Source organism: Serratia marcescens subsp. marcescens ATCC 13880 (assembly GCF_017299535.1).
Lineage (GTDB): Bacteria > Pseudomonadota > Gammaproteobacteria > Enterobacterales > Enterobacteriaceae > Serratia > Serratia marcescens.
On the sequence record NZ_CP071238.1, the window covers coordinates 538836 to 563494 of the forward strand.

Annotated in this window: 22 protein-coding genes; 10 read left to right on the forward strand and 12 right to left on the reverse strand. The window is 56.3% G+C overall.

Annotated elements, in window-relative coordinates; genetic code table 11:
- Positions 1-24: 24 nt before the first annotated feature.
- The 6 genes from J0F90_RS02495 to J0F90_RS02515 all read right to left on the reverse strand — a co-directional run bounded on the left by J0F90_RS02495 (position 25) and on the right by J0F90_RS02515 (position 6412).
- The gene (locus J0F90_RS02495; protein WP_033638854.1) at positions 25-3438 is read right to left on the reverse strand and encodes a DEAD/DEAH box helicase family protein; all 3414 of its coding nucleotides are present in this window, start codon (positions 3436-3438) and stop codon (positions 25-27) included.
- Positions 3439-3610: 172 nt separating this feature from the next.
- Positions 3611-4528 (reverse strand): restriction endonuclease, encoded by a 918-nt coding sequence (locus J0F90_RS02500; protein ID WP_033638853.1) that lies wholly within the window; start codon positions 4526-4528, stop codon positions 3611-3613.
- A gap of 91 nt (positions 4529-4619) precedes the next feature.
- Positions 4620-4868 (reverse strand): HNH endonuclease signature motif containing protein, encoded by a 249-nt coding sequence (locus J0F90_RS24655; protein WP_227944648.1) that lies wholly within the window; start codon positions 4866-4868, stop codon positions 4620-4622.
- Positions 4763-5737: an SRA domain-containing endonuclease gene (locus J0F90_RS02505; RefSeq protein ID WP_227944649.1), complete on the reverse strand. Its 975-nt coding sequence runs from the start codon at positions 5735-5737 to the stop codon at positions 4763-4765. Before J0F90_RS02505 ends, J0F90_RS24655 begins: the two co-directional genes overlap by 106 nt.
- A 229-nt stretch (positions 5738-5966) precedes the next feature.
- A complete protein-coding gene (locus J0F90_RS02510; protein WP_033638852.1) occupies positions 5967-6275 on the reverse strand; it encodes a hypothetical protein in 309 nt (102 codons plus the stop codon).
- The gene (locus J0F90_RS02515; RefSeq protein WP_072009633.1) at positions 6170-6412 is read right to left on the reverse strand and encodes an ash family protein; all 243 of its coding nucleotides are present in this window, start codon (positions 6410-6412) and stop codon (positions 6170-6172) included. Before J0F90_RS02515 ends, J0F90_RS02510 begins: the two co-directional genes overlap by 106 nt.
- A 378-nt stretch (positions 6413-6790) precedes the next feature.
- Between J0F90_RS02515 and J0F90_RS02520 the strand changes: the two genes are divergently transcribed.
- Genes J0F90_RS02520 through J0F90_RS02530 form a run of 3 tightly spaced genes read left to right on the forward strand, consistent with a single transcriptional unit; the run spans position 6791 to position 8239 of the window.
- Positions 6791-7618, forward strand: coding sequence for an RNase A-like domain-containing protein (locus J0F90_RS02520; protein WP_033638851.1), 828 nt, complete (start codon positions 6791-6793; stop codon positions 7616-7618).
- A 4-nt stretch (positions 7619-7622) separates the two neighbouring features.
- On the forward strand, positions 7623-7910 hold the full coding sequence (locus J0F90_RS02525) for a contact-dependent growth inhibition system immunity protein (protein ID WP_033638850.1): 288 nt from the start codon (positions 7623-7625) through the stop codon (positions 7908-7910).
- Complete coding sequence (locus J0F90_RS02530) at positions 7907-8239, forward strand: contact-dependent growth inhibition system immunity protein (protein ID WP_033638849.1); 333 nt, start codon at positions 7907-7909, stop codon at positions 8237-8239. Before J0F90_RS02525 ends, J0F90_RS02530 begins: the two co-directional genes overlap by 4 nt.
- Before the next feature lie 24 nt (positions 8240-8263).
- Here J0F90_RS02530 and J0F90_RS02535 read toward each other — a convergent pair whose 3' ends face one another.
- Both J0F90_RS02535 and ascF read right to left on the reverse strand, forming a co-directional pair.
- Positions 8264-9694, reverse strand: coding sequence for a 6-phospho-beta-glucosidase (locus J0F90_RS02535; protein ID WP_033638848.1), 1431 nt, complete (start codon positions 9692-9694; stop codon positions 8264-8266).
- Between the two features lie 16 nt (positions 9695-9710).
- The gene (ascF, locus tag J0F90_RS02540; protein ID WP_033638847.1) at positions 9711-11153 is read right to left on the reverse strand and encodes a PTS cellobiose/arbutin/salicin transporter subunit IIBC; all 1443 of its coding nucleotides are present in this window, start codon (positions 11151-11153) and stop codon (positions 9711-9713) included.
- A 284-nt stretch (positions 11154-11437) separates the two neighbouring features.
- On the opposite strand from ascF, the gene J0F90_RS02545 reads away from it, so the two are divergent.
- The 6 genes from J0F90_RS02545 (at position 11438) to J0F90_RS02570 (ending at position 18751) form a co-directional block, all read left to right on the forward strand.
- Positions 11438-12457 carry a LacI family DNA-binding transcriptional regulator gene (locus tag J0F90_RS02545; protein ID WP_126186439.1) on the forward strand — a complete coding sequence of 340 codons (1020 nt, stop codon included), beginning with the start codon at positions 11438-11440 and terminating at the stop codon, positions 12455-12457.
- A gap of 640 nt (positions 12458-13097) precedes the next feature.
- Positions 13098-14162, forward strand: coding sequence for a dTDP-glucose 4,6-dehydratase (gene rffG / locus J0F90_RS02550; protein ID WP_033638845.1), 1065 nt, complete (start codon positions 13098-13100; stop codon positions 14160-14162).
- 20 nt (positions 14163-14182) lie between these two features.
- Positions 14183-15052 carry a glucose-1-phosphate thymidylyltransferase RfbA gene (rfbA, locus tag J0F90_RS02555; RefSeq protein ID WP_015376482.1) on the forward strand — a complete coding sequence of 290 codons (870 nt, stop codon included), beginning with the start codon at positions 14183-14185 and terminating at the stop codon, positions 15050-15052.
- Positions 15053-15122: 70 nt separating this feature from the next.
- Positions 15123-16172: a TDP-N-acetylfucosamine:lipid II N-acetylfucosaminyltransferase family protein gene (locus tag J0F90_RS02560; RefSeq protein WP_033638843.1), complete on the forward strand. Its 1050-nt coding sequence runs from the start codon at positions 15123-15125 to the stop codon at positions 16170-16172.
- Positions 16173-16226: 54 nt separating this feature from the next.
- Positions 16227-17357: a dTDP-4-amino-4,6-dideoxygalactose transaminase gene (gene rffA, locus J0F90_RS02565; protein ID WP_033638842.1), complete on the forward strand. Its 1131-nt coding sequence runs from the start codon at positions 16227-16229 to the stop codon at positions 17355-17357.
- Positions 17354-18751, forward strand: a complete 1398-nt coding sequence (locus J0F90_RS02570) for a lipopolysaccharide biosynthesis protein (RefSeq protein ID WP_033638841.1) — start codon at positions 17354-17356, stop codon at positions 18749-18751. Before rffA ends, J0F90_RS02570 begins: the two co-directional genes overlap by 4 nt.
- Positions 18752-18846: 95 nt before the next feature.
- Here J0F90_RS02570 and yjiA read toward each other — a convergent pair whose 3' ends face one another.
- The 3 genes from yjiA to J0F90_RS02585 all read right to left on the reverse strand — a co-directional run bounded on the left by yjiA (position 18847) and on the right by J0F90_RS02585 (position 22424).
- A complete protein-coding gene (yjiA, locus tag J0F90_RS02575) occupies positions 18847-19800 on the reverse strand; it encodes a GTPase (RefSeq protein WP_033638840.1) in 954 nt (317 codons plus the stop codon).
- Positions 19801-19821: 21 nt separating this feature from the next.
- Complete coding sequence (locus tag J0F90_RS02580) at positions 19822-20025, reverse strand: YbdD/YjiX family protein (RefSeq protein WP_004953088.1); 204 nt, start codon at positions 20023-20025, stop codon at positions 19822-19824.
- 218 nt (positions 20026-20243) lie between these two features.
- A complete protein-coding gene (locus J0F90_RS02585; RefSeq protein WP_033638839.1) occupies positions 20244-22424 on the reverse strand; it encodes a carbon starvation CstA family protein in 2181 nt (726 codons plus the stop codon).
- 436 nt (positions 22425-22860) lie between these two features.
- On the opposite strand from J0F90_RS02585, the gene sfnG reads away from it, so the two are divergent.
- On the forward strand, positions 22861-23955 hold the full coding sequence (sfnG, locus tag J0F90_RS02590) for a dimethylsulfone monooxygenase SfnG (protein WP_033638838.1): 1095 nt from the start codon (positions 22861-22863) through the stop codon (positions 23953-23955).
- 2 nt (positions 23956-23957) lie between these two features.
- Here the strand turns inward: sfnG and J0F90_RS02595 are convergent, their stop codons facing one another.
- The gene (locus J0F90_RS02595) at positions 23958-24647 is read right to left on the reverse strand and encodes a trehalose-6-phosphate synthase (protein WP_033638837.1); all 690 of its coding nucleotides are present in this window, start codon (positions 24645-24647) and stop codon (positions 23958-23960) included.
- Positions 24648-24659: the final 12 nt, after the last annotated feature.

Here is a 24659-nt window from a genome sequence, read left to right on the forward strand (position 1 = left end):
CTGCCGGGGCTTGTCATGTGCGTATTATACCGTCGCTACGTCGGTCACAACACCCAACTCTTCGACTATCTTTTGCAACCGGGCGATCTGCTCTATGTCTGGGAAAACACCAGTAACACCTTCGTTGTGGATGTGTGTAAACGGCTGTTCAAAGAGCTGTCGCATTTCAATGGTGCCGTAATCGCGGATGTGGTTTTTCAGCAATGACAGGAAACGCAGTTGCTGGCTAGTCAGACTGTTGTCAGCGGCGAACTGTGCAAAACGTACTTCTACCGCGTCGCTGTCCATCCCGATAATGGTACGCAAAAGTTTATCCAGGCTTGCGGTTGCCTGCGGGTAGAACTCTTTTAGCGCTCGGATATCAACGTTGGGGTTTTGGATCAGTACCAGTTTTGCCAACTCATCCAGTTCACCTTGTGTTACCGGATCGCCGTTGCGGATTTTTTTCAGTACCGGATTTTGCTGAAACAGGGGCTCCAACGCTCCTTGAACCTGCTGACGATAGAGTTTGAAATCAATCGAGCGGATATTGGTTTTGCGGGTCTCCGTCTGGATCAGGTTCGCATCTTCGGTAATATCCACCTGTATCGAACCAAATTTCGGCGTCGCGTCTTTTTCCATCAGGTGCATGATGCCGCGCAAATGAATGCGGATATCCTCCAGTTCTTCCAGGCTGGCTTGCTTCCACCAGCCTAAATCACGAAGTTGATTAATCCGTTGTCCTTGCTGTTGCACCTGAGTCAGATGCGGCGGCAGACGTTCCACTTTCTCGATGATGACCGGCCAGAGCACATCAAGCTCTTCCGGGTTGGTATAACGGGCAGTTTGCGCCGCCAGAATATCCATATCAAAGCGCATGGCATCGCTTTGCCCGCGAACATCCAGCCACTGCGTCAGCGGGGCCAGGACAGATAGCAGATCCTGCTGTGTTTTCGGGGAAAGCTGGCGCAGCACTTTTTCATCGCTGTACTGCGCTTTTTGCTGCCACTTCTCCTGTACGGCAATCGACTTTTCATCCAGCGCGTTGATCTGCTCGCGGAGCTGGTGAGCGACTAAATCCACCGCCTGTTTGTCGAACTTACGCTGTGCAGCAGCCCCCAGCCTAACCCACGCTTCGAAGCGTTTTTGCGCCAGCGATTTTGTCGCTGTGACTTCGGCTTCTTCGGTATGCAGCTCGTGATACTCAAAATTGCCCCAGTGATCGAAGATGCGGAATTTTTGTTTATCCAGCGGTTTGCCGTTGTCATCGTAGCCGTACAGCCCCGCGCAGAGGCGCGTACCACGGCCAATCATCTGCCAGAACTTCACTTTCGATTTGACCGGCTTGGCAAAGACCAGATTCACAATTTCCGGGACATCAATACCGGTATCGAGCATGTCAACAGAGATAGCGATGGTTAGCTCTTTGTTAGTGCTTTCATCCAGCCCTTTAAAATCGTCGATCAGTTGCTCGGCGCGAGGATCGTAGTTGTCGATGACCTGACAGAAGCGTCCAGCAAACTGCGGGTACATGTCGTCGAACAATTCATTCAACAGCAGCGCGTGTTTGTGGTTACGGGCGAAAATGATGGTTTTACCGGGCAACTGGCCGTCCTGATCTTTCAGGCCATTTTCCATCAGGTTACGCAGAATATAGCGGTTAGTATCTTTGTTATAAATTGCTTCATCAAGCGCCTTGCCGTCAAATTCCAGCGTATTGGGATCGATACCCTGTTCTTCCAGCTCGCGGATTTGAGCGTCGCTTAATCTCTCCCGTTTTATGCCTTCGCGCAGGAATTCTGTGGTATGCGTGACAACCTCATAGGGAACCAGATTGTTATCGGCGATGGCATCTTCCAGGCTGTAGTTGGCGGTAGGGATACGTCCTTCACAACCAAACAGGCCGAAAGTAGTTTTACTCACCATGTCGATCGGCGTGGCCGTCAGGCCAATCTGGAGGGCATCAAAATACTTAAACAGATCGCCGTAGACGTTGTAGATAGAGCGGTGGGATTCATCGGCGATGATCAGATCGAAATAACCGACATCGAAATTGTCCATGATTTTCATCATGCCAGGATAGGTAGCGATGTAGATCCTGGCATTCTGCGTGTCTGCTTTCTTCGATTTCCCGACCACATACAGCGGCTCATTGGTGAACTGATTGAAGGCATTTGCTGCCTGTTTACGTAACTCTTTGCGGTCACAAAGAAACAGGACTCGTTTTACCCAGCGAGCATCAATCATCAGTTTGCTTAGCGCAATCGCTACACGGGTTTTGCCTGTACCAGTAGCCTGAACGATTAACGATTGTCGGTACTTGTTAGTAAACCGTTCGCTGACGCGGGCAATGGTTTCAAGCTGATACAAACGTCCAGCAACGGCCTTACCTTCGTTGTCTTTTACATGCGGCACACTGTTCAGTGGCAGACGGGTTTCACGCTGTTGAATAAGATATTGCAGGCTTTCCTTGCTGTAGAAACCAAATACTCGACGCGGGGGATAACCATGAGTTTTATGGTCGTCCCACAGCCAGATATCGTAGCCGTTGGTGTAGAAGATGACCGGACGCTGACCATATTCTTTTTCCAACCAGTCGGCATACAATCGAGCCTGAATTCGTCCTTGCTCGGCATTGAAGCTGGTTTTTTTTGCTTCCACCACCGCCAGCGGTTTATGCGCCTCATCCCACAAGACATAATCCGCATAACCGTCACCGGTTGCAGTAGGTTGTTCTTTAACGGGATGTTCCTGCGTAACCTGATCGGTATTATTAAGCTCTTCCCCTACATTCCAGTCGGCGGCAAGCAGGCGGGAGTCAATCAGGCGACGGCGGGTTTCCGCTTCATCAATAGATAGGATATCGGCAACATGCTGGTTGCGAGCTCTGGCTTCATTCAGGCGCTGAGTAAGGTGTTCGGCCTTTTCCTGCTCTTGCTGTAGTGCGCGTTGTAACGCGAGTTCGCGCTCACGGCTTTCATCTTGAGCCCTGATTGCATCTTCCAGACGTTTATCATCTGCACGACCTGAAGATTGCGTTAACGGAGGAAGAGAAAATTTGGGGCAGTCATCAACATTACCGTGGGCGTAGCGAACATACAGCCAGATCCCTAATAAATAAGCTTCCTTAAGCAGCCAGTAGGTATCTTTGGCTTTGATACGTCCACCGTGCGCGGCGCGGTTGCCGTGGATACGCAGCGCATCCATTTTCATGATGATGGCTTCTGGCATCATGCTGGTGAAGACATCGGCGTTCATTAAATCATACAGATTTGCCTTGATGCCTTCAGGTAGCCGTTCCTGACGATATAACCAACGCACCATCAATTCGGTGTAGTTGCGTAGCTTAACCAGACTGCTTTCCGGGTCGGTGTGAACGTAACGTTCCGCCATACACGCGAGTTCTGCCAGTTCCGGCCACTGGCTGCGCAACATTTCAAAATTGAGAGACTGCTCCATCAATCATCGCCTTATATCGTGGATACAACAGCATTTCTGGAAAGGATATCACATTACTTTTGGCAGCAAAGCGAGAGGGAGTCATAGCTGATGCATCCTAAGACAAATAGATGACTGCTGATCATTTTATTAGTCTCCAAAGCAATTCTTTATTTGAGATTGGACGCACTTACTACTGATCAAAATAATCACTATCTAACTTTGGTACTTTGACCAAAGTCGAACTAACACCCACCTCGTTGTCCATCATTAGATACACCAGTCGGTTACCGTCGATAAGTACCATGCCTTCTACCGATTGCGCGTAAGCAACTGCATGTTTGGTAAAGCCAGATGTCGTGATGAATATCCCTCGTTTAGCCTTTTGTCCCACAAGTGCACCGTAGAAGGCATGCAACTCAGGGCGGCCTACGGTGTTTTGCCAGCGTTTGGCTTGTACATACACTTTTTCTAAGCCGAGCTTGTCTAAAGAAATTACGCCATCAATCCCCGCATCACCGCTGCCTCCGACACGCTTTAAATCATCGCGGTGGCCGCCGTAGCCTAAACGGTGCAGTACATCCAGCACGATAACTTCGAAGCGGCCTGGGGATACCTGGCTAAGGTTCTCCAGCAGTTCCGTTGCTACCGCATCGCGGATCTCTTTGATTGATTGTTCCAGGCGATCGTCTGGGCTATTTGTTAACATCGCTTCGGTGAGAAGGGGTTCTGTAACCGGGTCCAAATCTACCGCATCACTATTTTGTTGAAGTTTGACGTTGGTATAAGCCAAAGCGAGATGCTCGACTTCTGCTGCAGTGAGCGGGTTTGGATGCTGCTTTAACCAGTCGATGCCTTTGGCGGTTAAGCACCATTTGCCTCTGGATAAGCTGTGCGAGAGCCCAGCACGTTTCAAACGATCGTGAGCCCAGCCGGTACGGTTCTTATAAACCAATTGGCCGCTGGCAATGGTCTCTGCCCGTTGTTCTTCGTTTAGGTTGAGTATGTCTGCTGCTGCATCTTGCACATCTCTAGCAAGTGCGCCTTCGGGCTTGGTTGCCAAAAAGCGAAGCACTGGCTCGATGAATTGGTCGTAGGTAGGTACTGACATGCTGAGGTTCCCTGTTATTCTTTATTATTCCTATGATACTGCACAAACCCGGTTTTGAAGTTGACAGGTAGCACGCTGTTGTCGGCAACTTTTAACCGATAGCGGCCTCTTTCATCTCCAACTTCACCATCAGCTGCTTGTTCACCTCTTTCCCATCCACCCCGCTGTGAATCCGCCGATGGCAAGTCGGGCAGATGGCGCCCACCCACTGCGGGTGATCGGGGCCTTCGTCGGCTAAGCGTTTGGTGTGGTGAGGTTCGAGGTAGGGCTCGCCGTTCCTTTTCTTGAACGGTGCCGGCTGGTCGCAGGCTTCGCAGATGCCATTGGCGCGCTTGAGCACGTATTTTTTACGTCTTCGCTGCGTTTGAACCAGGATTTTTTGCTGTCGCTCTGTTGGCGCTGGCCCGATTGCTTTGAGGACTGCAGTGCCTTCTTGCGTAACTGTTCGAGCGTTTCTGTCTGCGTATCGGCTTCATCGGTGTCTGCATCTTCTTCAACCGCGTGCAGTGACGAGACTTTGAACAGGTTAAAGGTAATGCCTTGGCGCATGTTATTTTCTAAGTCTAAGCACTGAATATGATCCCAAGAATCACACTCGAACATGCCAAGATAGCGAACGCCTTTTTCTTTCTTGTTGTCTTCGAACAGGAAGATGTCTTTGCCATCTTTTTTATGGTCGCGGATGGATTTATTACCTCGAATAAATTCCATATCGCCTTTTTGGCCTTCCCCCGTATAAGAGAAGCTGCCTTCGGCTGTCCATCCATCTTTGTAGCCGTAGGTTTCGCCGCTTTCTCCGGTGAAGATAAAGATTACCGGGAATTCCCGCGGGGTCCAGATACCGCCTTGCAACTGCCCGCCGTAGAGCTCGATAAGCGCTTTGCGTGTGTATAGTTTGCCTTCGGTTAAATAGTCAAAAGGATGTGGCGTTTCGACGATCTCAAAACCGAGCTCTTTGAGAAATTGGATGGCTTTTTCTGTTCCGCTATCGGCGTTGATTCCCTTAAACGGATAGCCATGCTGCTCACTGTATGCTCTAGCGGCAATGCCTCGGATGTCGTACTTCTCGCCATTATAATGAAGGGTGTATTTTTTAAATCGTTTTATTTCATGTTGTTTTAAGAATTCATCTCGGCCAAGTTTTTTATATTCTTCGATGGCTTTTAAAACGGATTCTTTTGAAGATAACGCCTCTATTGCAGTTGCCAAAACCACTCCCTCATATTACCGAGTAGGCTCTGGGCAATGTGCTTGCTGACGAGAGCAGTATGCATCAATACCCAGCAGTTAACTCATCGATTTACCGAATGCGTTAACTATGCCAGGTAGGGGAGGAAATGCCTACCTTGATGAATGCTTTTGTTGTGATATGTCAGTCAGATCTATTGGAAATCGTGGGTGGGAAGGGCGATGAGCATCGCCCTGATTGCCATTTACGTTAGCCGCAGGCTTCCATCTCCCGCAACGCCCGCCCATAAAGGTTACACAACGCAGGAACCAGATGCGCTGTAGCGTTGAGGTAGCGATTCAGCTTTTCCCAGCCTTCAGCGTCCAGTTGTGGGTGCTTTTGTAGTAAATGGCCGAACAGCATCAGCCCGTGGCACAGCCCTTCAGCCTGCTCGGCAGAGAGGGCGGCCAGGTCTAAGAGTTCTGAAGGGTTAAAAGCGCTGAGATCGAGGTGGTTAAACAGTTGGCGATAAAGGGTGAGGGTACTTGTGGTGAACTCGGTGGTAATGACATTTTCCATGTGTCTTTATCCTTAGTGTGTAGTATGTGTACTACCACATGAGACGCTAAACCCATGGTGGTAGCCCAAGCGGAGTTAGCGTTACCGGACACGAAGGAAACCGGCGCTTCTTGCGAAGCCCCCACTTGGGCCACCATAATTCTGGATGTTTAAAGCCCCAACATTATATACATAATGCTGCCTTGTGTAAGTGTTCGGAACGCTAACTCCGGCTGCGGATTTTTCCGCAGCAGAAAAACTATAGCGTTATCAGTAAAAGTAAAAAATAAGCTGTATGGAATTACAGTTTGTTTGCTTTCAGCATTGGAATACAGATCGCAGTTATTTATGGTGCTCTTTTATATTTGTAATGTTGTCTATATATAGTGAATATAATTCATGACATTCCATTCTCTAAATGAATGTTATGCTCAGTAATCCTCTATTCGCGCTACGAAGTGTTAACCGTTCCAGTATTTATCCTTTCTAGAGCTTATGCTAATCATACGGCTTTGCTAATTCACGGATGAACGAACATGGCGAATGAAGATGAGTTGCGTATTGCCTTGTCGCCAGTGCAGCTTGCGGCGGTACTGTCTGATGAAAGCGTCACTGAAGGTGAAACGTTCAGTAACCGTCTGCTTGGCGGTTTGGGGCTTGCCGGTGGTGTCGTTGAGCTGATGGGGGCGGGGGTGTTGTGCTATGCGCCGGATCCGACGTTTATCACCAAAGTCGGGTGTGTGGTGGTGGGAACGCATAGCCTGGACAGCATCAAAGCCGCTTCCAATCAGATGATTACCGGGCATCCAACAACTACCGATACTTATCAGTCTGCCGTTTTATTGGCGCAAACATTAGGTGCCGATCGGGAAACGGCCTATAACGTCGGTTTAACGGTCGATATTGCCGTGCCTTTAGTCTTTGCCGGAGCGGTTGGCGCTGCCAGAGTCGCATCCGTGCGCATGGGGCGGGTAAAGCTGGTTGAGCATGAGTCCGTTAGCGGTAAATATCCGGGCGGGCACACATTGGCTCGGCATATAAACATAGCTCCGGAAGCGCTTATTGCCAGGCTAGCCAGGCGCCCGAAACTGATCGCAGCAAGCACCTTCAGATCGGTAAAGGAGGCCGAAAAGTATGTATCTGTCACGCTAAAGGCGAACCGTGCAGATATTATGAATTGGGTAAAGTACGCATCTCCCGGCAGCCGTTTGAGCGTGTATCATAATTTTTCAGAGTCAGTAGGTTACGGCGTATTGCGCGGCAACACTGACGTTTATCAATGTCATCGGGTTGGCGTCGTGATTGAGTTTACCCGCTATAATGGCAAACCTTACTTTATCCTTAGCGCTTTCCCTGCGAGATAAGCCGATGAAAACCAGCGAACTTGATAACCTGATCGTTGTTTATTTTGGTCAAGATTATGACTTGATAAATGCAGAGGGCGATATTACTGCGCTGATAGCAGAGTACATTCGTCTGGCGACTCATCAGCAGCGCGAGGCTTTGATCGAGGAGATAGATGCGTTATTGGCGCAGGATAATGTGGAGTCCTTATTCAACCAACGTTTCGGCTTTACCTTCAGCCCGGAGCTATGGGGAACCACCGTTCCCGCATTCCTGCAACAGGCCAGAAACGCTGCGGTTAAAGCGCTTTGAGCACTATCGTGATTCGCAATCACTTCAGCGAGCTCAGTAGCTTATTCAGTATCTACTTCGGTCAGGATTATGATCTGTTTACTGATGCCGAAACGGCCGAAGGTGTGATTGACGGCTTCCTGGAGCAAAACGGCACTCAAGTCATCCGCGATATCCTCGAGGAGACTAAAGAGTTTCAGGCTACTTATGCAGGGCGTATAAACGAAGGTATGGCGGAGCATTTTTCAGATGAATTTATGCCGGAGAGCTGGGGTACTACAGCGGTAGCGTTCTTTACCATGTTGCAACGAAAAGCAGAGCAAAAGCTGGGGCAGCTTAAACGAATTTAAGCCCCCCAACCCCACCGCCCAAACCTACCCCAAATCCCCCCCATTGCTGGCGATCACCTTCTTATACCACCAGAACGATTTCTTGCGGGTGCGGGCGAGGGTGCCGTTGCCCTGGTCGTCGCGGTCGACGTAGACAAAGCCGTAGCGCTTGCTCATTTCGCCGGTTGAGGCGGCCACCAGGTCGATGCAGCCCCAGGTGGTGTAACCCAGCACCGGCACGCCGTCGGCGATGGCGTCGGCCATGGCGCGGATGTGTTCGCGCAGGTAGCTGATGCGGTAGTCGTCTTCTATCTCGCCTGCTGCATTGAACTCGTCGTGTGCGCCCAGGCCGTTTTCCACCAGGAACAGCGGCTTTTGGTAGCGGTCGTACATCATGTTCATGGTGATGCGCAGCCCCAGCGGATCGATGCCCCAGCCCCAGTCGCTGCGCGGAACGTGCGGGTTCGCCAGCGATTTCACCACGTTGGCGGCGCTGCTGTTGTTGTCGTTCATATCGGCGGAGGCGCAGCGCGAGGCGTAGTAGCTAAAGGAGACGAAGTCGACGGTGTGCTTCAGGATGTCGGCGTCTTCCGGCGCCATCGCGATGCTCACGCCTTTCTCGCGGAAGACGCGGGCGGCGTAGGAGGGATAAGCGCCGCGCGCCTGCACGTCGATAAAGAACAGGTTCTCGCGGTCTTTCTCCAGCGCGGCCCACACGTCTTCCGGCTTGCTGGACCACGGGTAGAAGTTGCCGCCGGCCAGCATGCAGCCCACCTGGTTGGCGGGGTTCACTTCGTGGGCGATGCGCGTCGCCAGCGCGCTGGCCACCAGTTCGTGGTGCGCGGCCTGGTATTTCACCTGTTCGGGGTTTTCGTCCGTTTCAAACACCAGCCCGGCGCCGGAGAACGGGCTGTGCAGCAGGATGTTGATCTCGTTGAAGGTCAGCCAGTATTTAACCAGTCCGTCGAAGGCTTCGAAGCAGGTGCGGGCGTAGCGGGTGAAAAACTCCACCATCTTGCGGCTGCGCCAGGAGCCGTATTCGGTCACCAGGTGCATCGGCACGTCGAAGTGGCACAGGGTGACCAGCGGCTCGATGCCGTATTGGCGGCACTCTTCGAACAGGCTGCGGTAGAAGGCGATGCCCTCGGGGTTGGGCGCCAGCTCGTCGCCGTTGGGGTAGATGCGGCTCCAGGCGATGGAGGTGCGGAACACGGTAAAGCCCATCTCCGCCATCAGCGCGATGTCGTTGCGGTAGCGATGGTAGAAATCGATGGCGTCGTGGCTGGGGTAAAACTCGTCGTCGCGCAGGCTAAAGCGCTTCTCCAGCCCGAGTTTGACCGCCATGCGGTTGGCGCCGTGCGGGATCATATCGACGGTGGTCAGCCCTTTGCCGCCCTCGCGATAGCCGCCTTCCGCCTGGTTGGCGGCCAAAGCGCCGCCCCATAAAAATCCTTTAGGGAATGTTGAGTCAGACATGCAATCCTCTGGTGTCTCAATGCGTTGCGCTGGCGGCGTTCGCCGCCGGTGCGATTTGGCCGGGCGCGGCGGCGTTTTCCGGCAGATCCTCGAAGCCCAGCATCAGCGTGAGCGCGAACGACAGCACCACCGAGAGCGCCATCACCGCCACCACCCACACGATGCTCATCGGGTTGGCCGGATCGAAGAACTGCACGCTGGTGAACAGCCCGGGCGAGGCCATCGAATGGCTGGCCAACCCGCCGATGCCGGCGACCGCGCCGCAGACGAAGCCGCTGATCAAGCTGGCGACCAGCGGCCGCTTCAGGCGCACCGCCACGCCGTACAGCGCCGGTTCGGAAATCCCCGCCACGATGGCGGAGGCCGCGGCGGCTAGCGCGGTCTGGCGCAGTTCGCGGTTCTTGGTTTTCAGCGCCACCGCCAGCGAAGCGCCGCCCAGCGACAGGTTGGCGCCGATCTCCGAAGGCATCACCATGCCCTCTTTGCCGGTCTCGGCGATGGTCTGGATGATGGTCGGGGTGAATACCCGGTGCATGCCGGTGATCACCAGCAGCGGCCAAATCGCCCCCATAATGGCCACGGAGAGCCAGCCCAGGTAGCCGTGCACGGTGTAGACCAGCGCAGAGATGCCGCTGCCGATCCAGATGCCGAGCGGCCCGATAAGCAGAATGGCGATCGGCGCGGCGATCAGCACGATCAGCATCGGCTTGAGGAAGTTCTTGGTCACCGCCGGGGTGATGCGATCCACTCCGCGTTCGATGTGCGACAGGATCCAGGTCATCACCAGCGCCGGGATCACCGTGTAGGTGTATTTCACCGCCGTCACCGGGATGAAGGCGAATTCCACCGCCTGGCCCTGCGCCGCCTTGGCCATCAGATCGATAAAGTTGGGATGCACCAGCACCCCGGCGATGGCGATCGCCAATGACATGTTGGTTTTGAACTTCAGCGCCGCCGAGGCGGCGACCATCACCGGCAGGAAGAAGAACGCGCCGTCGCCGATCACGTTGAGGATGACGAGGGTCGAGGAGCCTTTCTCGAATACCCCGGCCATATCCAGGATCATCGCCAGCAGCTTCACCATCGAGCCGCCGATGATGGCGGGGATCAGGGGCGACATGGTGCCCACCAGCGCGTCGAGAATGCCGGCGCCGATGCCCTTCAGGGTGAGCTGGCGTTTCACCGGGGGGGCGGGGGCCGCCGCGCCCGGCATGCCGAGCGCCAGCACCGCCTGATAGGCCTTGGCCACCTCGTTGCCGATGATCACCTGGCACTGCTCGCCGCTGTGCACCACGCCCAGCACGCCGTCGATGGCCTTCAGCGCCGGGGTGTCGATCCGCGCTTTGTCTTTCACCACGAATCTCAGGCGGGTCATGCAGTGGGTCACGGCCTCGATATTGCCCGTGCCGCCCAGGGCGGCCACGATGGCGTGCGAGATCTCTGCGTAGTTCTTCGGCATGGCGTGTCGTCTCTCAGATAGCAATTCGGATAGCCCAAAGGCGAATATTTACTGCCTGGGCGATCCGTCGTTCCATTCGTATGAAACGCCCATAAGAAACCGGTTTCACAAAATCATGTATTGGTGTTTTGTTGTTGGCAAGAACTATGGTTTTTGGCGTTTCGTTTTCGTGATCTGGATCGTCAGGGATAAGTGAGTGCCGACGCGCAGGGGCGCGAAAGCGTTCCAAACGCCGGGCGTCTTGGGTAGACTGCGCTGAACCCATGGATTTTGGCGGCGCACAGATGGCAACGATACTCGAGGTGGCGAAAAAGGCCGGCGTTTCAAAGGCGACGGTGTCGCGCGTTTTGTCCGGCAGCGGCTATGTCAGCGAGGAGAAACGCGCGTTGGTGGATAAAGCCATCGCGGAAACCGGCTATCGGCCCAACCTGCTGGCGCGCAGTCTGGCGACCAACACCACCCAAACCCTCGGCCTGGTGGTCACCAATACCCTCTACAGCGGCAACTATTTCAGCGAACTGATGGCGCAGTCGGCGCGCATCATGGAGGCGAACGGCCGTCAACTGATCCTGGCGGACGGCAAGCACACCGCCGAAGAGGAGCGGGCCGCCATTCAGTTTTTGCTGGATCTGCGCTGCGACGGGGTGATCATCTATCCGCGTTTTCTGTCGATCGCGGAAATGGACGAGATCGTCTCCCAACACCGCCAGCCGATTCTGGTGATCAACCGGCGGCTGCGGCTGAACGACAGCTACTGCATCTTCAGCGATCAGCACGCCGCCGGCGCGGCGGCGGTGGCGCACCTGATCGCGCGCGGCCATCGCGACATCGCCTTTATCACCGGCTCGCTCGATTCCCCCACCGGGTTGGAGCGGCTTTCCGGCTACAAATCCGCGCTGGCGCAGCAGGGCATCGCGGTTAACGAGGCGTTGATCGTCGAGGGGAAATGGCACGCGCAAAGCGGCGTGGCGGCGGTCGATGCGCTGCTGGCCGGCGGGCAACCGTTCAGCGCCATCGTCGCCGGCAACGACGAAATGGCCATCGGCGCGATGAAGCGGCTGACAGAGCGCGGCGTGGCGGTGCCGGAGGCGGTATCGGTCATCGGCTTCGACGACATCCCGCTGGCGCCCTATACCGTGCCGTCGCTGTCGAGCATGAAGATGCCGGTCACCGAGATGATCCAGGAGACCATCAACCGCCTGCTGTCGATGCTGGACGGCGGTGAACTCAGCAAGCGCCCCAGTTTCCCGGCCAGCCTGATCGAGCGCGAGTCGGTGGCGGCGGGGCCGTACGAGCGGGATTGAACCCGGAAATGCGTCCGGGGGGGTTAAGGTCCAGGCTGGCCGCCTAAGCCCTCGTCACTCGGCGCCGCGATGTCATCCTGCCACCATGCTTTTCCGCGGCGGCGTTTCAGCCGTTTCCCCTTACCACCCTGAGTAATAATCTGAAAGAGCGCCCCAAGACTGCTCTTTCGAGCCGCTATACGTTATGTTATCCCCCGAAAGTTTGGCCGTTCCCACCCGCCTTTAGCAGTTGAAAGCATCGCGCTTTCTTCTGTCTCGGCATGGCTTCCGGCGTTGCGTCGGTGAACGGTTTCACTGGCCAGCCTTGCGGCCCTGCGGATGAATGGCCTGAGCATGTCGCCGTCCGGCGGCAATACCCGAGCGACCACCAGAGATTGGCGTCTGTGAGCCAAGGGCGGTAGCGTAGCCATCCGACGTTTCCGGCGACAATATCCGAACACGACGGTTGCGTGCCGACCTAAAACCAACAGAGCTGCGATGCAGCTCTGTTGGTTTTAGGGGCTTGCTCGCGGCGGCGTGGCGGGAGTGTTGTTATTCGATTACCGGCAGGGTGTTTACCCAGGAAAAAGCCTTTAGCCGTTTTATGCGCATGTAAAACAATGTGGCGATGAAATGACCACGGCGTATTTTAGAGGATTCTATGAAAATTATCGTTACCGGCGGTGCCGGGTTTATTGGCTCGGCCGTTGCCCGCCATATTATCAATGATACCGCTGATCACATTTTGGTGCTGGATAGCCTGACCTATGCCGGTAACCTCGAATCCCTGGCGCCGATCGCCGATAGCGATCGTTACTCCTTCGAGCAGGTCGATATTTGCGACCGTCAGGCGTTGGATCGCGTGTTCGTCGCCTTCCAGCCCGATGCGGTGATGCACCTGGCCGCCGAAAGTCACGTCGATCGTTCTATTGACGGCCCGGCCGCCTTTATCGAAACCAACATCGTCGGCACCTACACCTTACTGGAGGCGGCTCGCCAGTATTGGCACGCCTTGGACGCCGAGCGCAAGCAGGCGTTCCGTTTCCATCACATCTCCACCGACGAGGTGTACGGCGATCTGCACGGCACCGACGATCTGTTTACCGAAACAACGCCTTATGCGCCAAGCAGCCCATATTCCGCCTCCAAAGCGGCCAGCGATCACCTGGTGCGCGCCTGGTTGCGCACCTACGGTTTACCGACCATTGTCACCAATTGTTCGAACAACTATGGCCCTTACCATTTCCCGGAAAAGCTGATCCCGCTGACGATCCTGAACGCGCTGGAAGGCAAGTCGCTGCCGGTATACGGCAACGGTGCGCAGGTGCGCGATTGGTTATATGTAGAAGATCACGCGCGGGCGCTGTATAAGGTGGTCACCGAAGGTGCGGTGGGTGAAACCTATAATATCGGTGGTCACAACGAGCGCAAAAATATCGAAGTGGTGCAAACGATTTGTGCACTGCTGGATGAGCTGGTGCCGCACAAACCGGGTGATATCGCGCATTATGCGGATCTCATCACCTTTGTGACCGACCGTCCGGGCCACGATATGCGCTATGCGATCGACGCCGCCAAGATCGATGCGGAGTTGGGGTGGAAGCCGCAAGAGACCTTTGAAAGCGGCATTCGCAAAACCGTGGAATGGTATCTAGCGAACGAAGCCTGGTGGAGCCGGGTGAAAGACGGCTCCTATGCCGGCGAGCGTCTGGGTTTGACCCGTTAATCGAGTTTTAAGGAAGAAGAATGAAAGGCATTGTTTTAGCGGGCGGTTCCGGCACGCGTCTCTATCCCATCACGCGTGGCGTTTCCAAGCAGTTGCTGCCGATTTACGATAAGCCGATGGTCTATTACCCGATCTCGGTGCTGATGTTGGCGGGTATTCGGGATATCCTGATCATCTCCACTCCGGAAGATATGCCCTCCTTCAAGCGCTTGCTGGGCGACGGCAGCCGTTTCGGCATCAATCTGAGTTATGAAATTCAGCCGAGCCCGGACGGCCTGGCGCAGGCCTTCCTCATTGGCGAAGCGTTCATCGGTGGTGACAGCTGCGCGCTGGTGCTTGGCGACAACATTCACTTCGGCCAGGGCTTCGGCAATAAGCTGGAGTCGGTGGTGAAGCGCAGCGAAGGGGCGACGGTTTTCGGCTATCAGGTGATGGACCCTGAACGTTTCGGCGTGGTGGAGTTCGACGATAACTTCCGCGCGTTGTCGCTGGAAGAAAAACCGGCCGTGCCGAAGTCCAACTGGGCGGTCACCGGGCTTTATTTCTATGACCATCACGTGGTTGAGATGGCCAAGCAGGTGAAGCCGTCGGCGCGCGGTGAGCTGGAAATCACCACGCTCAACCAGATGTATCTGGAGCGCGGCACGCTGAACGTCGAGCTGCTGGGGCGCGGTTTCGCCTGGCTGGACACCGGCACGCACGACAGTTTGATCGAGGCCTCTCAGTTTATACACACTATTGAGAAGCGTCAGGGCTTCAAGGTCGCTTGTCTGGAAGAGATCGCCTACCGAAAAGGCTGGTTGACGCGCGAGCAACTGGCCACCGAAGCCAAGCTGCTCGGCAAAACGCTGTATGGCCAGTATCTGTCGCAGCTGATCGCGGAAAAATAACCCCGGCTCGCCGTGCTTTGAACACCCGGAGCGCGGCGGGGCACTGGACGAACCTGAATATAGAGCGGATATGAGCACTGTACATATTTGTCCTCTGGATAAATTTATTCCTTCATTCATTGAATTTGTGAATGAGAAATTCGATCCCTATGAACACACGTTTTGGGTCTATGGCGATAAGGTGCGTTTCGCTTTGCCGCCGGCGGACAACGTTCACTATCTCGGGGCGGATCTGTTTGGTAACGTCAAGCCGACGTTGAAGTTGATGAAGGCCATTCAACGTCACGATCGGGTGATTCTGCACAGCTTCCACGGCATCAAGATGGCGCTGTTGCTACTGTTGACCCCCTGGGTATTAAAAAAATGCTATTGGTTCATATGGGGTGGTGACCTTTACCAATACCAAATCGGCAAGCGTAACTTCAAATGGCGCCTGACAGAGCTTCTCCGCCGCTTGGCCATTAAGCGTATAGGCAACTTTGTCACTTACATCAAGGGCGATTACGAGTTGGCTAAAAAGTGGTACGGCTGCGCCGGCCAGTGGCATGAGTGCCTGCTGTATACCAGCAACGTATACAAGAAAAACGTCATCGATGAACGTGCGGCGGGCGAGGACGGTAAAACCACCATTCTGCTGGGTAACTCTGCCGATCCAACTAATAATCATTTTTCCGCGTTTGATATATTGGAAACGTACAAAAACGAGAATATTGAGCTCGTCGTACCGCTTTCCTACGGTAATAAACGCTATGCGGCAGAAGTAGTGGCCGAAGGCACGCGGCGCTTTGGTGAGAAATTTGTACCATTAACCGACTTTATGCCTTTCCAGCATTACCTGACGCTGCTGGGGAAAGTGGATATCGCGGTGTTCAACCATCATCGCCAACAGGCGATGGGTAACACCATTTCCCTGCTAGGGCTGAAAAAAACGGTGTTTTTGAATCCAGGCACCACGCAGTGGGACTTCTTTCAAGAAAAGGATATCCAGGTATTGGATCTTCAAACGTTTTCGCTACGCAGCCTGAGCGCGGCGGAAAAGCATGACAACGAGCAAAAAATCGAAGCCTATTTCTCCGCTGAGAACCTTACCGCGCAGTTAAAGGCCGTCTTTACTTCCTGATGCCGCACGGCACATCGCCCCGGCATGCATTCAGAATCGACAACAAGGGATAACATGATACCGTTCAACAAACCACCGGTAACCGGCAACGAAATTCAATATATCAATGCGGCGTTGGAGAATGGGAAATTGTCGGGCGACGGCCCGTTCGGCAAACAGTGCCAGAAATGGTTTGAAAACAAGCTGGGGTGCAAACACGCACTATTGACCCCGTCTTGCACCGCCGCGCTGGAGATCGCCGCGCTGCTGGTCGATATCCAGCCGGGCGACGAAGTTATCATGCCAAGCTACACCTTCGTCAGTACCGCCAATGCCTTCGTGTTGCGCGGCGCGAAAATCAAATTCGTCGATATCCACCCTGAAACCATGAATATGGATGCAGCGCTGGTGGCTGCGGCGATCACCGATAAAACCAAAGCCATCGTGCCCGTACATTACGCCGGCGTCTCCTGCGATATGGATGCGATCATGCGCCTGGCCGACCAGCATAACCTGCTGGTGGTCGAAGACGCCGCTCAGGGTGTCATGAGTAAATACAAGGGCGATTTCGTTGGCGTTAAAGGTCACTTGGCGGCTTTCAGCTTCCATGAAACCAAAAACTACACCAGCGGCGGTGAAGGAGGCGCGCTGGTGATCAATGATGAGCGTTTTATCAAACGCGCCGAAATTTTGCGTGAGAAGGGCACCGACCGCAGCCAGTTCCTGCGCGGCCAGGTGGACAAATATACCTGGGTCGATTTCGGCAGCAGCTTCCTGCCGGGTGAACTGCAGTCGGCTTGCCTGTGGGGGCAACTGGAACTGGCGGATGAGATCAACGATAACCGCCTGGCGACTTGGCACAAGTACTACGCGAGCTTTGCGCCGCTGGCGGTGAAAGGACTGCTGACGTTGCCGACTATTCCGGCGGATTGTGAGCATAATGCGCATATGTTCTATGTGAAGCTGAAGGATATTGAGCAAAGAACGCAGTTCATCGCTCACCTGAAGGCCTGTGGCGTGATGGCGGTATTCCATTATATTCCGCTGCACTCGGCGCCGGCGGGCAAGGTCTTCGGCACCTTCATTGGCGAAGACAACTACACCACCCGCGAAAGCGAGAGATTGGTTCGCCTGCCGCTGTACTACAAAATGACCGATGCCGATCAGAATAAAGTTATTGAAAGCGTAGTGAGGTTCTTTGAGTGAACGCCCGCAAGATCCTGGCGTTCGCCATCGGGCCGATCGGTAATGCCGCGCTGGGGTTGTTGACCCTGCCGGTCATTACCTGGCTGTTTTCGGCGGACGACGTAGGCCGAATCAGCATGCTGAACGTGGCCGTGTCTTTCTGCGTGCTGTTTTTCAGTTTGGGGCTTGATCAGGCTTACGTTCGGGAATACCACGGTGAAACCGATCGCGGGCAGCTGTTGAAGAACGTCGCTTTCCCCGGCTTGCTGATGATTGTAGTCATCAGTGCGGTGTTCCTGCTGTTCCCCGGCAGTTTGTCCGCGTTGCTGTTCGAACAGAAAGACACGGCGATAAGCTGGCTTATCATGTTGATTCTTTTGGCGTCGTTCATCAACCGTTTCTTGTCCCTGATACTCAGGATGCAGGAGAAGGGGATGGCGTTTTCGCTCAGTCAACTGATGCCCAAGCTGATGACGCTGATCGTCATCGGCCTGTGCTATGTTCTGTTTACCCAGCATACGCTGATGCAGCTGGTGGTGGCGAACGCCGTCGGTTTTATCGCCGTATCGCTGATGCTGATGTGGTCTTCCCGGGCGGATTGGATAGCCGCGCTGCGCAGTTCGCTGGACTACGGCAAACTGAAAGCGATGCTCAAGTTCGGCTATCCGCTGATCTTGGGCGGGTTGGCGTTTTGGGGGTTAACCACTGTCGATAGGATGTTCGTGCGAGCCTATTCCGGCTTTGAACAGCTGGCGATCTTCTCGGTGGCGGTTAGCTTCGCCGGCGTGGCGAGCATCCTGCAAAGTGTGTTCTCTACCGTTTGGGCGCCGATGGTGTACAAGCTGGCGGAGTCTAACGAAGGCGGCGAACAGCAGATGGTAACCAAGGTCACGCAGTGTATGCTGATTGCCGTGGTTTGCCTGTTCAGCCTGGGTGGGCTTTTTTCTTGGATTACGGATTATGTTTTGCCCAAAGAATACATTGACGTTAAGTATGTTCTTATTGCTTGTCTGGGCGCTCCATTGCTTTATACGCTTTCCGAGACCACGGCGGTGGGGATCGGTTTAAGTCGAAAAACGCTCTATTCTATGTTTGTTTCATTAGTTGCTTTGGTCGTCAATATCACCTCAAACGCATTGCTGGTGCCACGTTTCGGCGCCGGTGGCGCGGCGGTAAGCACCTGTCTGGCCTTCTGGGCATTTCTGATCTTGAGAACGGAGTTCTCGATTATCAGCTGGAAGACCATGCCACGTTTTGAAATGTATTTCTTCACTTTCCTCTGTCTGGCGGGGGCGTCGGTTTCAGCGCTGGCAGGCGAGAAAATGAAATACGAGCTGTTTGTCTATTGGGGTGTCTTACTGGCCGTGGTGCTGGTGAGGAACCTCAGGTTCCTTAAGTCGTTCGCCAAACGATAACGCTTTCGGTCAGGCAACCCATTGCGGGTTGCCGCCGTTTTCCCCATTTCTCCTTCTCATCATGACAGCGCGATCTCGCTGACGTCTCCTCTTGCTCAACGCAGCCGCTCCCGAATCTCCTCCTCCGGCAGATCCACACCAATAAATACCAAGGTGCTCTTGCGCTCTTCCTCCGGCAGCCATTCCCGATCCCAGTCGGCGTTATACAGCCGTTGCACGCCCTGGAACAGCAGGCGGCGCGGCTCGTCTTCGATAGACAGAATGCCTTTGTAGCGCAGCAGGTTGTCGGCGTATTCCAGCAGCAGGCCTTCCATCACCTCGGAGATTTGCATCAGCGGCAGCGGGCGCTCCAGCGTCACCACGATCGAGCGGATGTCGCTCTGCGGCTGCGGGATGAGGCGGAACAGCGGGGCGGGCGGCGTCAGGTTCAGCTTGTCGTTCAGCGTAAAGCCTTCGATGTCGAACAGCACGCTCAGATCGATATCGCCGTGCGTCACCTTGTAGACCGGCGCGCGGGCGTTCATCCGCTGCAGCCGCTGGATCAGCGCTTCGCAGTCCGGCGCCACGTCGGTTTTGGTCAGCAGGAGGCGGTCGGCGTAGCCCACCTGCGCCTGGGCGATGCTGAACTGGCTCAGCTGCTGCTCGGCGTGCGCCGCGTCCACCAGGGTGATGATGCCGTCCAGCAGGAAACGCTCGCACAGGATCTCGTGCGAGAAGAAGGTCTGGGTAATCGGGCCGGGATCGGCCATGCCGGTGCATTCGATGATCAGCCGGTCGAACGCCAGCTGGCCGCTGTCGACGCCGTCCAGCAGATCCAGCAGCGCGTCCGCCAGTTCGTTGGACTTGCTGCAGCAGATGCAGCCGTTGCTCAACGTGGTGATGCGGCTGGCGCGATCGCCGATCAGCGCATCGTCGATCGGCACTTCGCCGAACTCATTCTCGATGACCGCGATTTTATAGCCGTGTTCGGCGTTCAGGATGTGGCGCAGCAGGGTGGTTTTGCCGGCGCCCAAAAAGCCGGTCAGGATGGTGACTGCAATGGGTTTCATACGGGTCCTTGTGACTGCGGGTTAACAGCAGCGCATGCCGCCTTTGCCGTCGCCGCCGTAGCGCGCTTGCTGGCGCTCGCGGAAAAATTCTTTATAGGTCATCACCGGCTTGTCCGGGTGGTTGTCTTTCATGTGCTGGACGTAGGTATCGTAGTCAGGCACGCCCACCAACATGCGCGCCGCCTGCCCGAGATATTTCCCCGCCTGGCCGAGATTTCCGAACATAAGCCTTCTCCAACTTTACCCTGCATCACTACAGCGCTTGCTTAAGCCTGATATTAGGGGAAGCCGGGGGATGGGGTTCCCGCAGGGATGCCCCACCTCCGGGTCGCCCCGGGTATCTCGATTGCATCGCGCCGCACGCCTGGTATCTTGCGATACGTAGGCCGTGCGGCTTTGGGTACTACTTAACGTTCATTATGCAGGGTATCCGTTAAATCACATCAATGCTGGGTCGAAACTTTGACCTCCCCCTCAGTTACGCCGTCGGCGGGCGCGGCCTGCGGCACCGGCACGTAAGGCGTTTCCTGGTCGGTGCGTTTCGGGTTCTTGTGCGCCGCCATCGCGGTTTTCACCCCGTAGAAGATGATGCTGTACACCACCAGCAGGAACAGAATGCTCAGCCCGGCGTTGGTGTAGTTGTTCACCACGATGTGGTTCATGTTGGCGATCTGCTGGGCGCTCAGCTCGGCGCCGCCCTCGGCGATTTTGCGTTTGTATTCGCCGGCCAGGAAGAAGAAGCCTTCCAGCTGCGGGTTGTCGCTGAACAGCTTCAGGCCCAGCGCGTAGGTGGTGCAGATCAGCAGCCACACCGCCGGCAGCACGGTCACCCAGATGTATTGCGCGCGCTTCATCTTAATCAGCACCACGGTGCCCAGCACCAGCGCCACGGCGGCCAGCATCTGGTTGGAGATGCCGAACAGCGGCCACAGGCTCTTCACGCCGCCGAGCGGATCCACCACGCCCTGATACAGCAGGTAGCCCCATAGCCCGACGCAGCCGGCGGTGCCGACGATGCCGGCCACCAGCGAGTCGGTTTTCTTCAGGAACGGCACGAAGTTGCCCAGTAGATCCTGCAGCATAAAGCGGCCGGAGCGGGTGCCGGCGTCCAGCGCGGTCAGGATGAACAGCGCCTCGAACAGAATGCCGAAGTGATACCAGAAGCCCATATTGGCGCCCGGAATGATCTGGTGGAACACGTGGGCGATGCCCACCGCCAGCGTTGGCGCGCCGCCGGCGCGGTTCAGCACCGAAGGTTCGCCGATGTCGGTGGCGGTCTGCAGGATCTGTTCCGGGCTGATGACGAAGCCCCAGGAGCTGACCGCCGCCGCCGCGTGCACGGTGACGTCCTTCAGCGAAGCCATGATCATCGGCGCGTCTTCGGTGCCCAGGCGGTGCAGATCCGGCATGGTGATGCCCAGCGCCGCCGGCGGGGTGTTCATGGCGAAGTACAGGCCCGGCTCGATGATGGAAGCCGCCACCAACGCCATGATGGCGACGAAGGACTCCATCAGCATCGCGCCGTAACCGATAAAGCGCGCGTCGGTCTCATTGGCCAACAGCTTCGGCGTGGTGCCGGAGGCGATCAGCGCATGGAAGCCGGAGACCGCGCCGCAGGCGATGGTGATGAACAGGAACGGGAACAGGGTGCCTTTCCACACCGGGCCGGTGCCGTCGACGAACTGGGTCACCGCCGGCATTTTCAGCTCAGGGTTGAGGATCACGATGCCGATCGCCAGCCCGACGATCACGCCGATTTTCAGGAAGGTGGCCAGGTAGTCGCGCGGCGCCAGGATCAGCCACACCGGCAGCAGGGCGGAGACAAAGGCGTAGCCGATTAGCGTGAAGGTGATGGTGGTGTCTTTAAAGGTCAACGCCGGGCCCCAGTACGGGTCGTGCGCCACCACGCCGCCGAACCAGATGGCGGCCACCAGCAGCACGATGCCGATGATCGACACTTCACCCACGCGGCCGGGGCGCAGATAGCGCATGTAGATGCCCATAAACAGCGCGATCGGCACGGTGGAGCAGACGGTGAACACCCCCCACGGGCTTTCCGCCAACGCTTTCACCACGATCAGCGCCAGCACCGCCAGGATGATGATCATGATCAGGAAGCAGCCGAACAGCGCGATGGTGCCCGGTATCGGCCCCATCTCTTTTTTGATGATCTCACCGAGCGAGGCGCCGTTGCGGCGCGAGGAGATGAACAGCACCATAAAGTCCTGCACCGCCCCCGCCAGCACCACGCCGCCCAGCAGCCACAGCGTGCCGGGCAGGTAGCCGACCTGCGCGGCCAGCACCGGCCCCACCAGCGGCCCGGCGCCGGCAATGGCGGCGAAGTGGTGGCCGAACAGCACGTTCTTGTTGGTCGGCACGTAGTTGAGGCCATCGTTGTTGACCACCGCCGGGGTGGCGCGGCCGGCATCCAGCTTCATCACCCTGGTGGCGATGTACAGGCTGTAGTAGCGGTAGGCCACCAGATACACCGCCACCGAAGCGACGACGATCCACAGCGCGCTGATGTGTTCGCCGCGGCGCAGCGCCACCACGCCGAGGCAGGCTGCGCCGAGTATCCCCAGCAGCATCCACGGAATGTGCTTTAAAATCCCCTCTCGTTTCATGAGGTATCCTTAATTCCAGTCTGCAAAATATGAATGAACTCATCCGCTTGTAAGAGATGTCAGAGTGGCGCGGCGAGCCGTAGCGTCTTTCCCGAGGTAAGGCGGGTTTAGGAACAGCTCATCATCGCCGGGGGTAAGGGGGGAAGACAGGCGTATTTCGCTCAGCGGTCAGATCCGCCGGGTGAACGGTTGGATTGGCGGGGTGAGCGGTTTGCTGCATAACCAACAGCCGCCTGCCAGCCGCTGTTGCCAATGCAGCACTCGCTTTAACCCGCCGACTTTAAACCCTCGGTTTATCAGCCGGATGCCTTAACGCGGCGGTTGGCACGCATTCTGCTATCGGATTTATAACCAAAACAAGATTTTCAATATTTGTAAATCAATAATGGTTATATGCGCGCCGCATCACGGCGCCAACGAGCAGAGGGAGAGAAGCATGTCAGCAACAAACCACTCGCAGCAGCCTATTCAGTTCGCCTACTGGGTGCCGAACGTCTCCGGCGGCCTGGTGATCAGCAACATCCCGCAGCGCACCGGTTGGGACATCGGCTACAACCGCAAGTTGGCGCAGATTGCCGAGCGCGCCGGTTTCGACTACGCGCTCACCCAGATCCGTTTCACCGCCGGTTACGGCGCCGACAACCAGCACGAGTCGGTGTCGTTTTCGCAGGCGCTGCTGGATTCCACCGAGAAGCTGAAGGTGATCGCCGCGCTGCTGCCGGGGCCGTGGAACCCCACGCTGGCGGCCAAGCAGATCGCCACCATCAGCCACCTTTCGCAGGCGCGCATCGCGGTCAATATCGTCAGCGGCTGGTTCCGCGGCGAGTTCAAGGCCATCGGCGAGCCGTGGCTGGACCACGAAGAGCGCTACCTGCGTTCGGAAGAGTTTATCCGTTGCCTGCGCGGCATCTGGGCCGAGCCCAGCTTCAGCTTCGCCGGCGATTTTTATCGCTATCGCGACTACTCGCTAAAGCCCAAGCCGCTGGATCCGCTGCCGGAGATCTTCCAGGGCGGCAGCTCGCGGGCGGCGCGCGACATGGCGGCGCGGGTCTCGGACTGGTATTTCACCAACGGCAATAGCGTGGAGGGCATTCGCCAGCAGGTGGACGATCTGCAGACCAAGGCCAGGGCCAACCAGCACCGGGTCAAGGTGGGGGTGAACGGCTTCGTCATTGCCCGCGATACCGAGCAGGAGGCGCAGGCGGTGCTGCAGGAGATTATCGATCACGCCAACCCGGAGGCGGTGCAAGGATTCGGCCACGAGGTGAAGAACGCCGGGGCGGCTTCGCCGGAGGGTGAGGGAAACTGGGCCAAATCCTCGTTTGAGGATCTGGTGCAGTACAACGACGGCTTTAAAACCAACCTGATCGGCACGCCGCAGCAGATCGCCGAGCGCATCATCGCGCTGAAAGACGCCGGGGTGGATCTGATGCTGTTGGCGTTCCTGCACTTCCAGGAAGAGGTGGCGTTCTTCGGCCGCGAGGTGATCCCGCTGGTGCGCGAACTGGAGCGCCAGCGGGCGGCGGCCTGAGTTCAGTAAACCTGCCTGCCGTTGATGCCGGCGGGGAAAATGCCGGTGGCGAAGAGATGCCCGTTGGCCTGGATCTGGTCGTCGGGCAGCATCTCCAGCGGGAACTCGCCTGACAGGCAGCTGAGAAAGGCGTTGCGATCGTCCGTGGTGGTAAAGCCGATCAGATCGTAGAACAGCAGCGAAGCGATCAGCTGGCGATGTTCCGGGATGCGCCGCAGCAGCGCCGCCGACGGGAACGGCAGGTGGAAGAAGAACGCGCAGGCATTCAGCAGCCCCTGCTCCTTCAACGCCTGGGCGCAGGGCAGCAGCTGGTAGTCGTCGATACAGACGATGTCGCCCGGGCACAGGTGCTCGCAGGCGATATCGGCGAAACGGCAGTTCAGCTGCCGGTAAGCGCGGTAGTTTTCCGGCGTGAAGTGCGCCTTCTCCGGCTGGTTGTGGAACACCGGCCACAGGCCGTCGTGGTAGTAGCCCTGATAGTGGTGGCGAAACTCCTCGATCGACAGCGGGAAGGTCACCTGATCGTAACCGGCGCGTTGGCGGCAACTGATCGGGCGCTGCGCGAAATTCTGCACGTCGCCGTTCCAGCCGAGCCACAGCCCCGGTTCGGCGTCGGCCGCCAACGTCCGGCCGGCGCAGGCCAGATCCTTGCCGTCGCACTGTTTGTTGGAAATCAGCACCAAACGAGACATCGGGTTCTCCTT

Excerpts from the sequence above, each read along its gene's own strand:
- J0F90_RS02495 (WP_033638854.1), bottom strand. The coding sequence starts at position 3,438 with ATGGAGCAGTCTCTCAATTTTGAAATGTTGCGCAGCCAGTGGCCGGAA.
- J0F90_RS02500 (WP_033638853.1), bottom strand. The coding sequence starts at position 4,528 with ATGTCAGTACCTACCTACGACCAATTCATCGAGCCAGTGCTTCGCTTT.
- J0F90_RS02510 (WP_033638852.1), bottom strand. The coding sequence starts at position 6,275 with ATGGAAAATGTCATTACCACCGAGTTCACCACAAGTACCCTCACCCTT.
- J0F90_RS02515 (WP_072009633.1), bottom strand. The coding sequence starts at position 6,412 with ATGGTGGCCCAAGTGGGGGCTTCGCAAGAAGCGCCGGTTTCCTTCGTG.
- J0F90_RS02520 (WP_033638851.1), top strand. The coding sequence starts at position 6,791 with ATGGCGAATGAAGATGAGTTGCGTATTGCCTTGTCGCCAGTGCAGCTT.
- J0F90_RS02525 (WP_033638850.1), top strand. The coding sequence starts at position 7,623 with ATGAAAACCAGCGAACTTGATAACCTGATCGTTGTTTATTTTGGTCAA.
- J0F90_RS02535 (WP_033638848.1), bottom strand. The coding sequence starts at position 9,694 with ATGTCTGACTCAACATTCCCTAAAGGATTTTTATGGGGCGGCGCTTTG.
- ascF (WP_033638847.1), bottom strand. The coding sequence starts at position 11,153 with ATGCCGAAGAACTACGCAGAGATCTCGCACGCCATCGTGGCCGCCCTG.
- J0F90_RS02545 (WP_126186439.1), top strand. The coding sequence starts at position 11,438 with ATGGCAACGATACTCGAGGTGGCGAAAAAGGCCGGCGTTTCAAAGGCG.
- rffG (WP_033638845.1), top strand. The coding sequence starts at position 13,098 with ATGAAAATTATCGTTACCGGCGGTGCCGGGTTTATTGGCTCGGCCGTT.
- rfbA (WP_015376482.1), top strand. The coding sequence starts at position 14,183 with ATGAAAGGCATTGTTTTAGCGGGCGGTTCCGGCACGCGTCTCTATCCC.
- J0F90_RS02560 (WP_033638843.1), top strand. The coding sequence starts at position 15,123 with ATGAGCACTGTACATATTTGTCCTCTGGATAAATTTATTCCTTCATTC.
- rffA (WP_033638842.1), top strand. The coding sequence starts at position 16,227 with ATGATACCGTTCAACAAACCACCGGTAACCGGCAACGAAATTCAATAT.
- yjiA (WP_033638840.1), bottom strand. The coding sequence starts at position 19,800 with ATGAAACCCATTGCAGTCACCATCCTGACCGGCTTTTTGGGCGCCGGC.
- J0F90_RS02580 (WP_004953088.1), bottom strand. The coding sequence starts at position 20,025 with ATGTTCGGAAATCTCGGCCAGGCGGGGAAATATCTCGGGCAGGCGGCG.
- J0F90_RS02585 (WP_033638839.1), bottom strand. The coding sequence starts at position 22,424 with ATGAAACGAGAGGGGATTTTAAAGCACATTCCGTGGATGCTGCTGGGG.
- sfnG (WP_033638838.1), top strand. The coding sequence starts at position 22,861 with ATGTCAGCAACAAACCACTCGCAGCAGCCTATTCAGTTCGCCTACTGG.
- J0F90_RS02595 (WP_033638837.1), bottom strand. The coding sequence starts at position 24,647 with ATGTCTCGTTTGGTGCTGATTTCCAACAAACAGTGCGACGGCAAGGAT.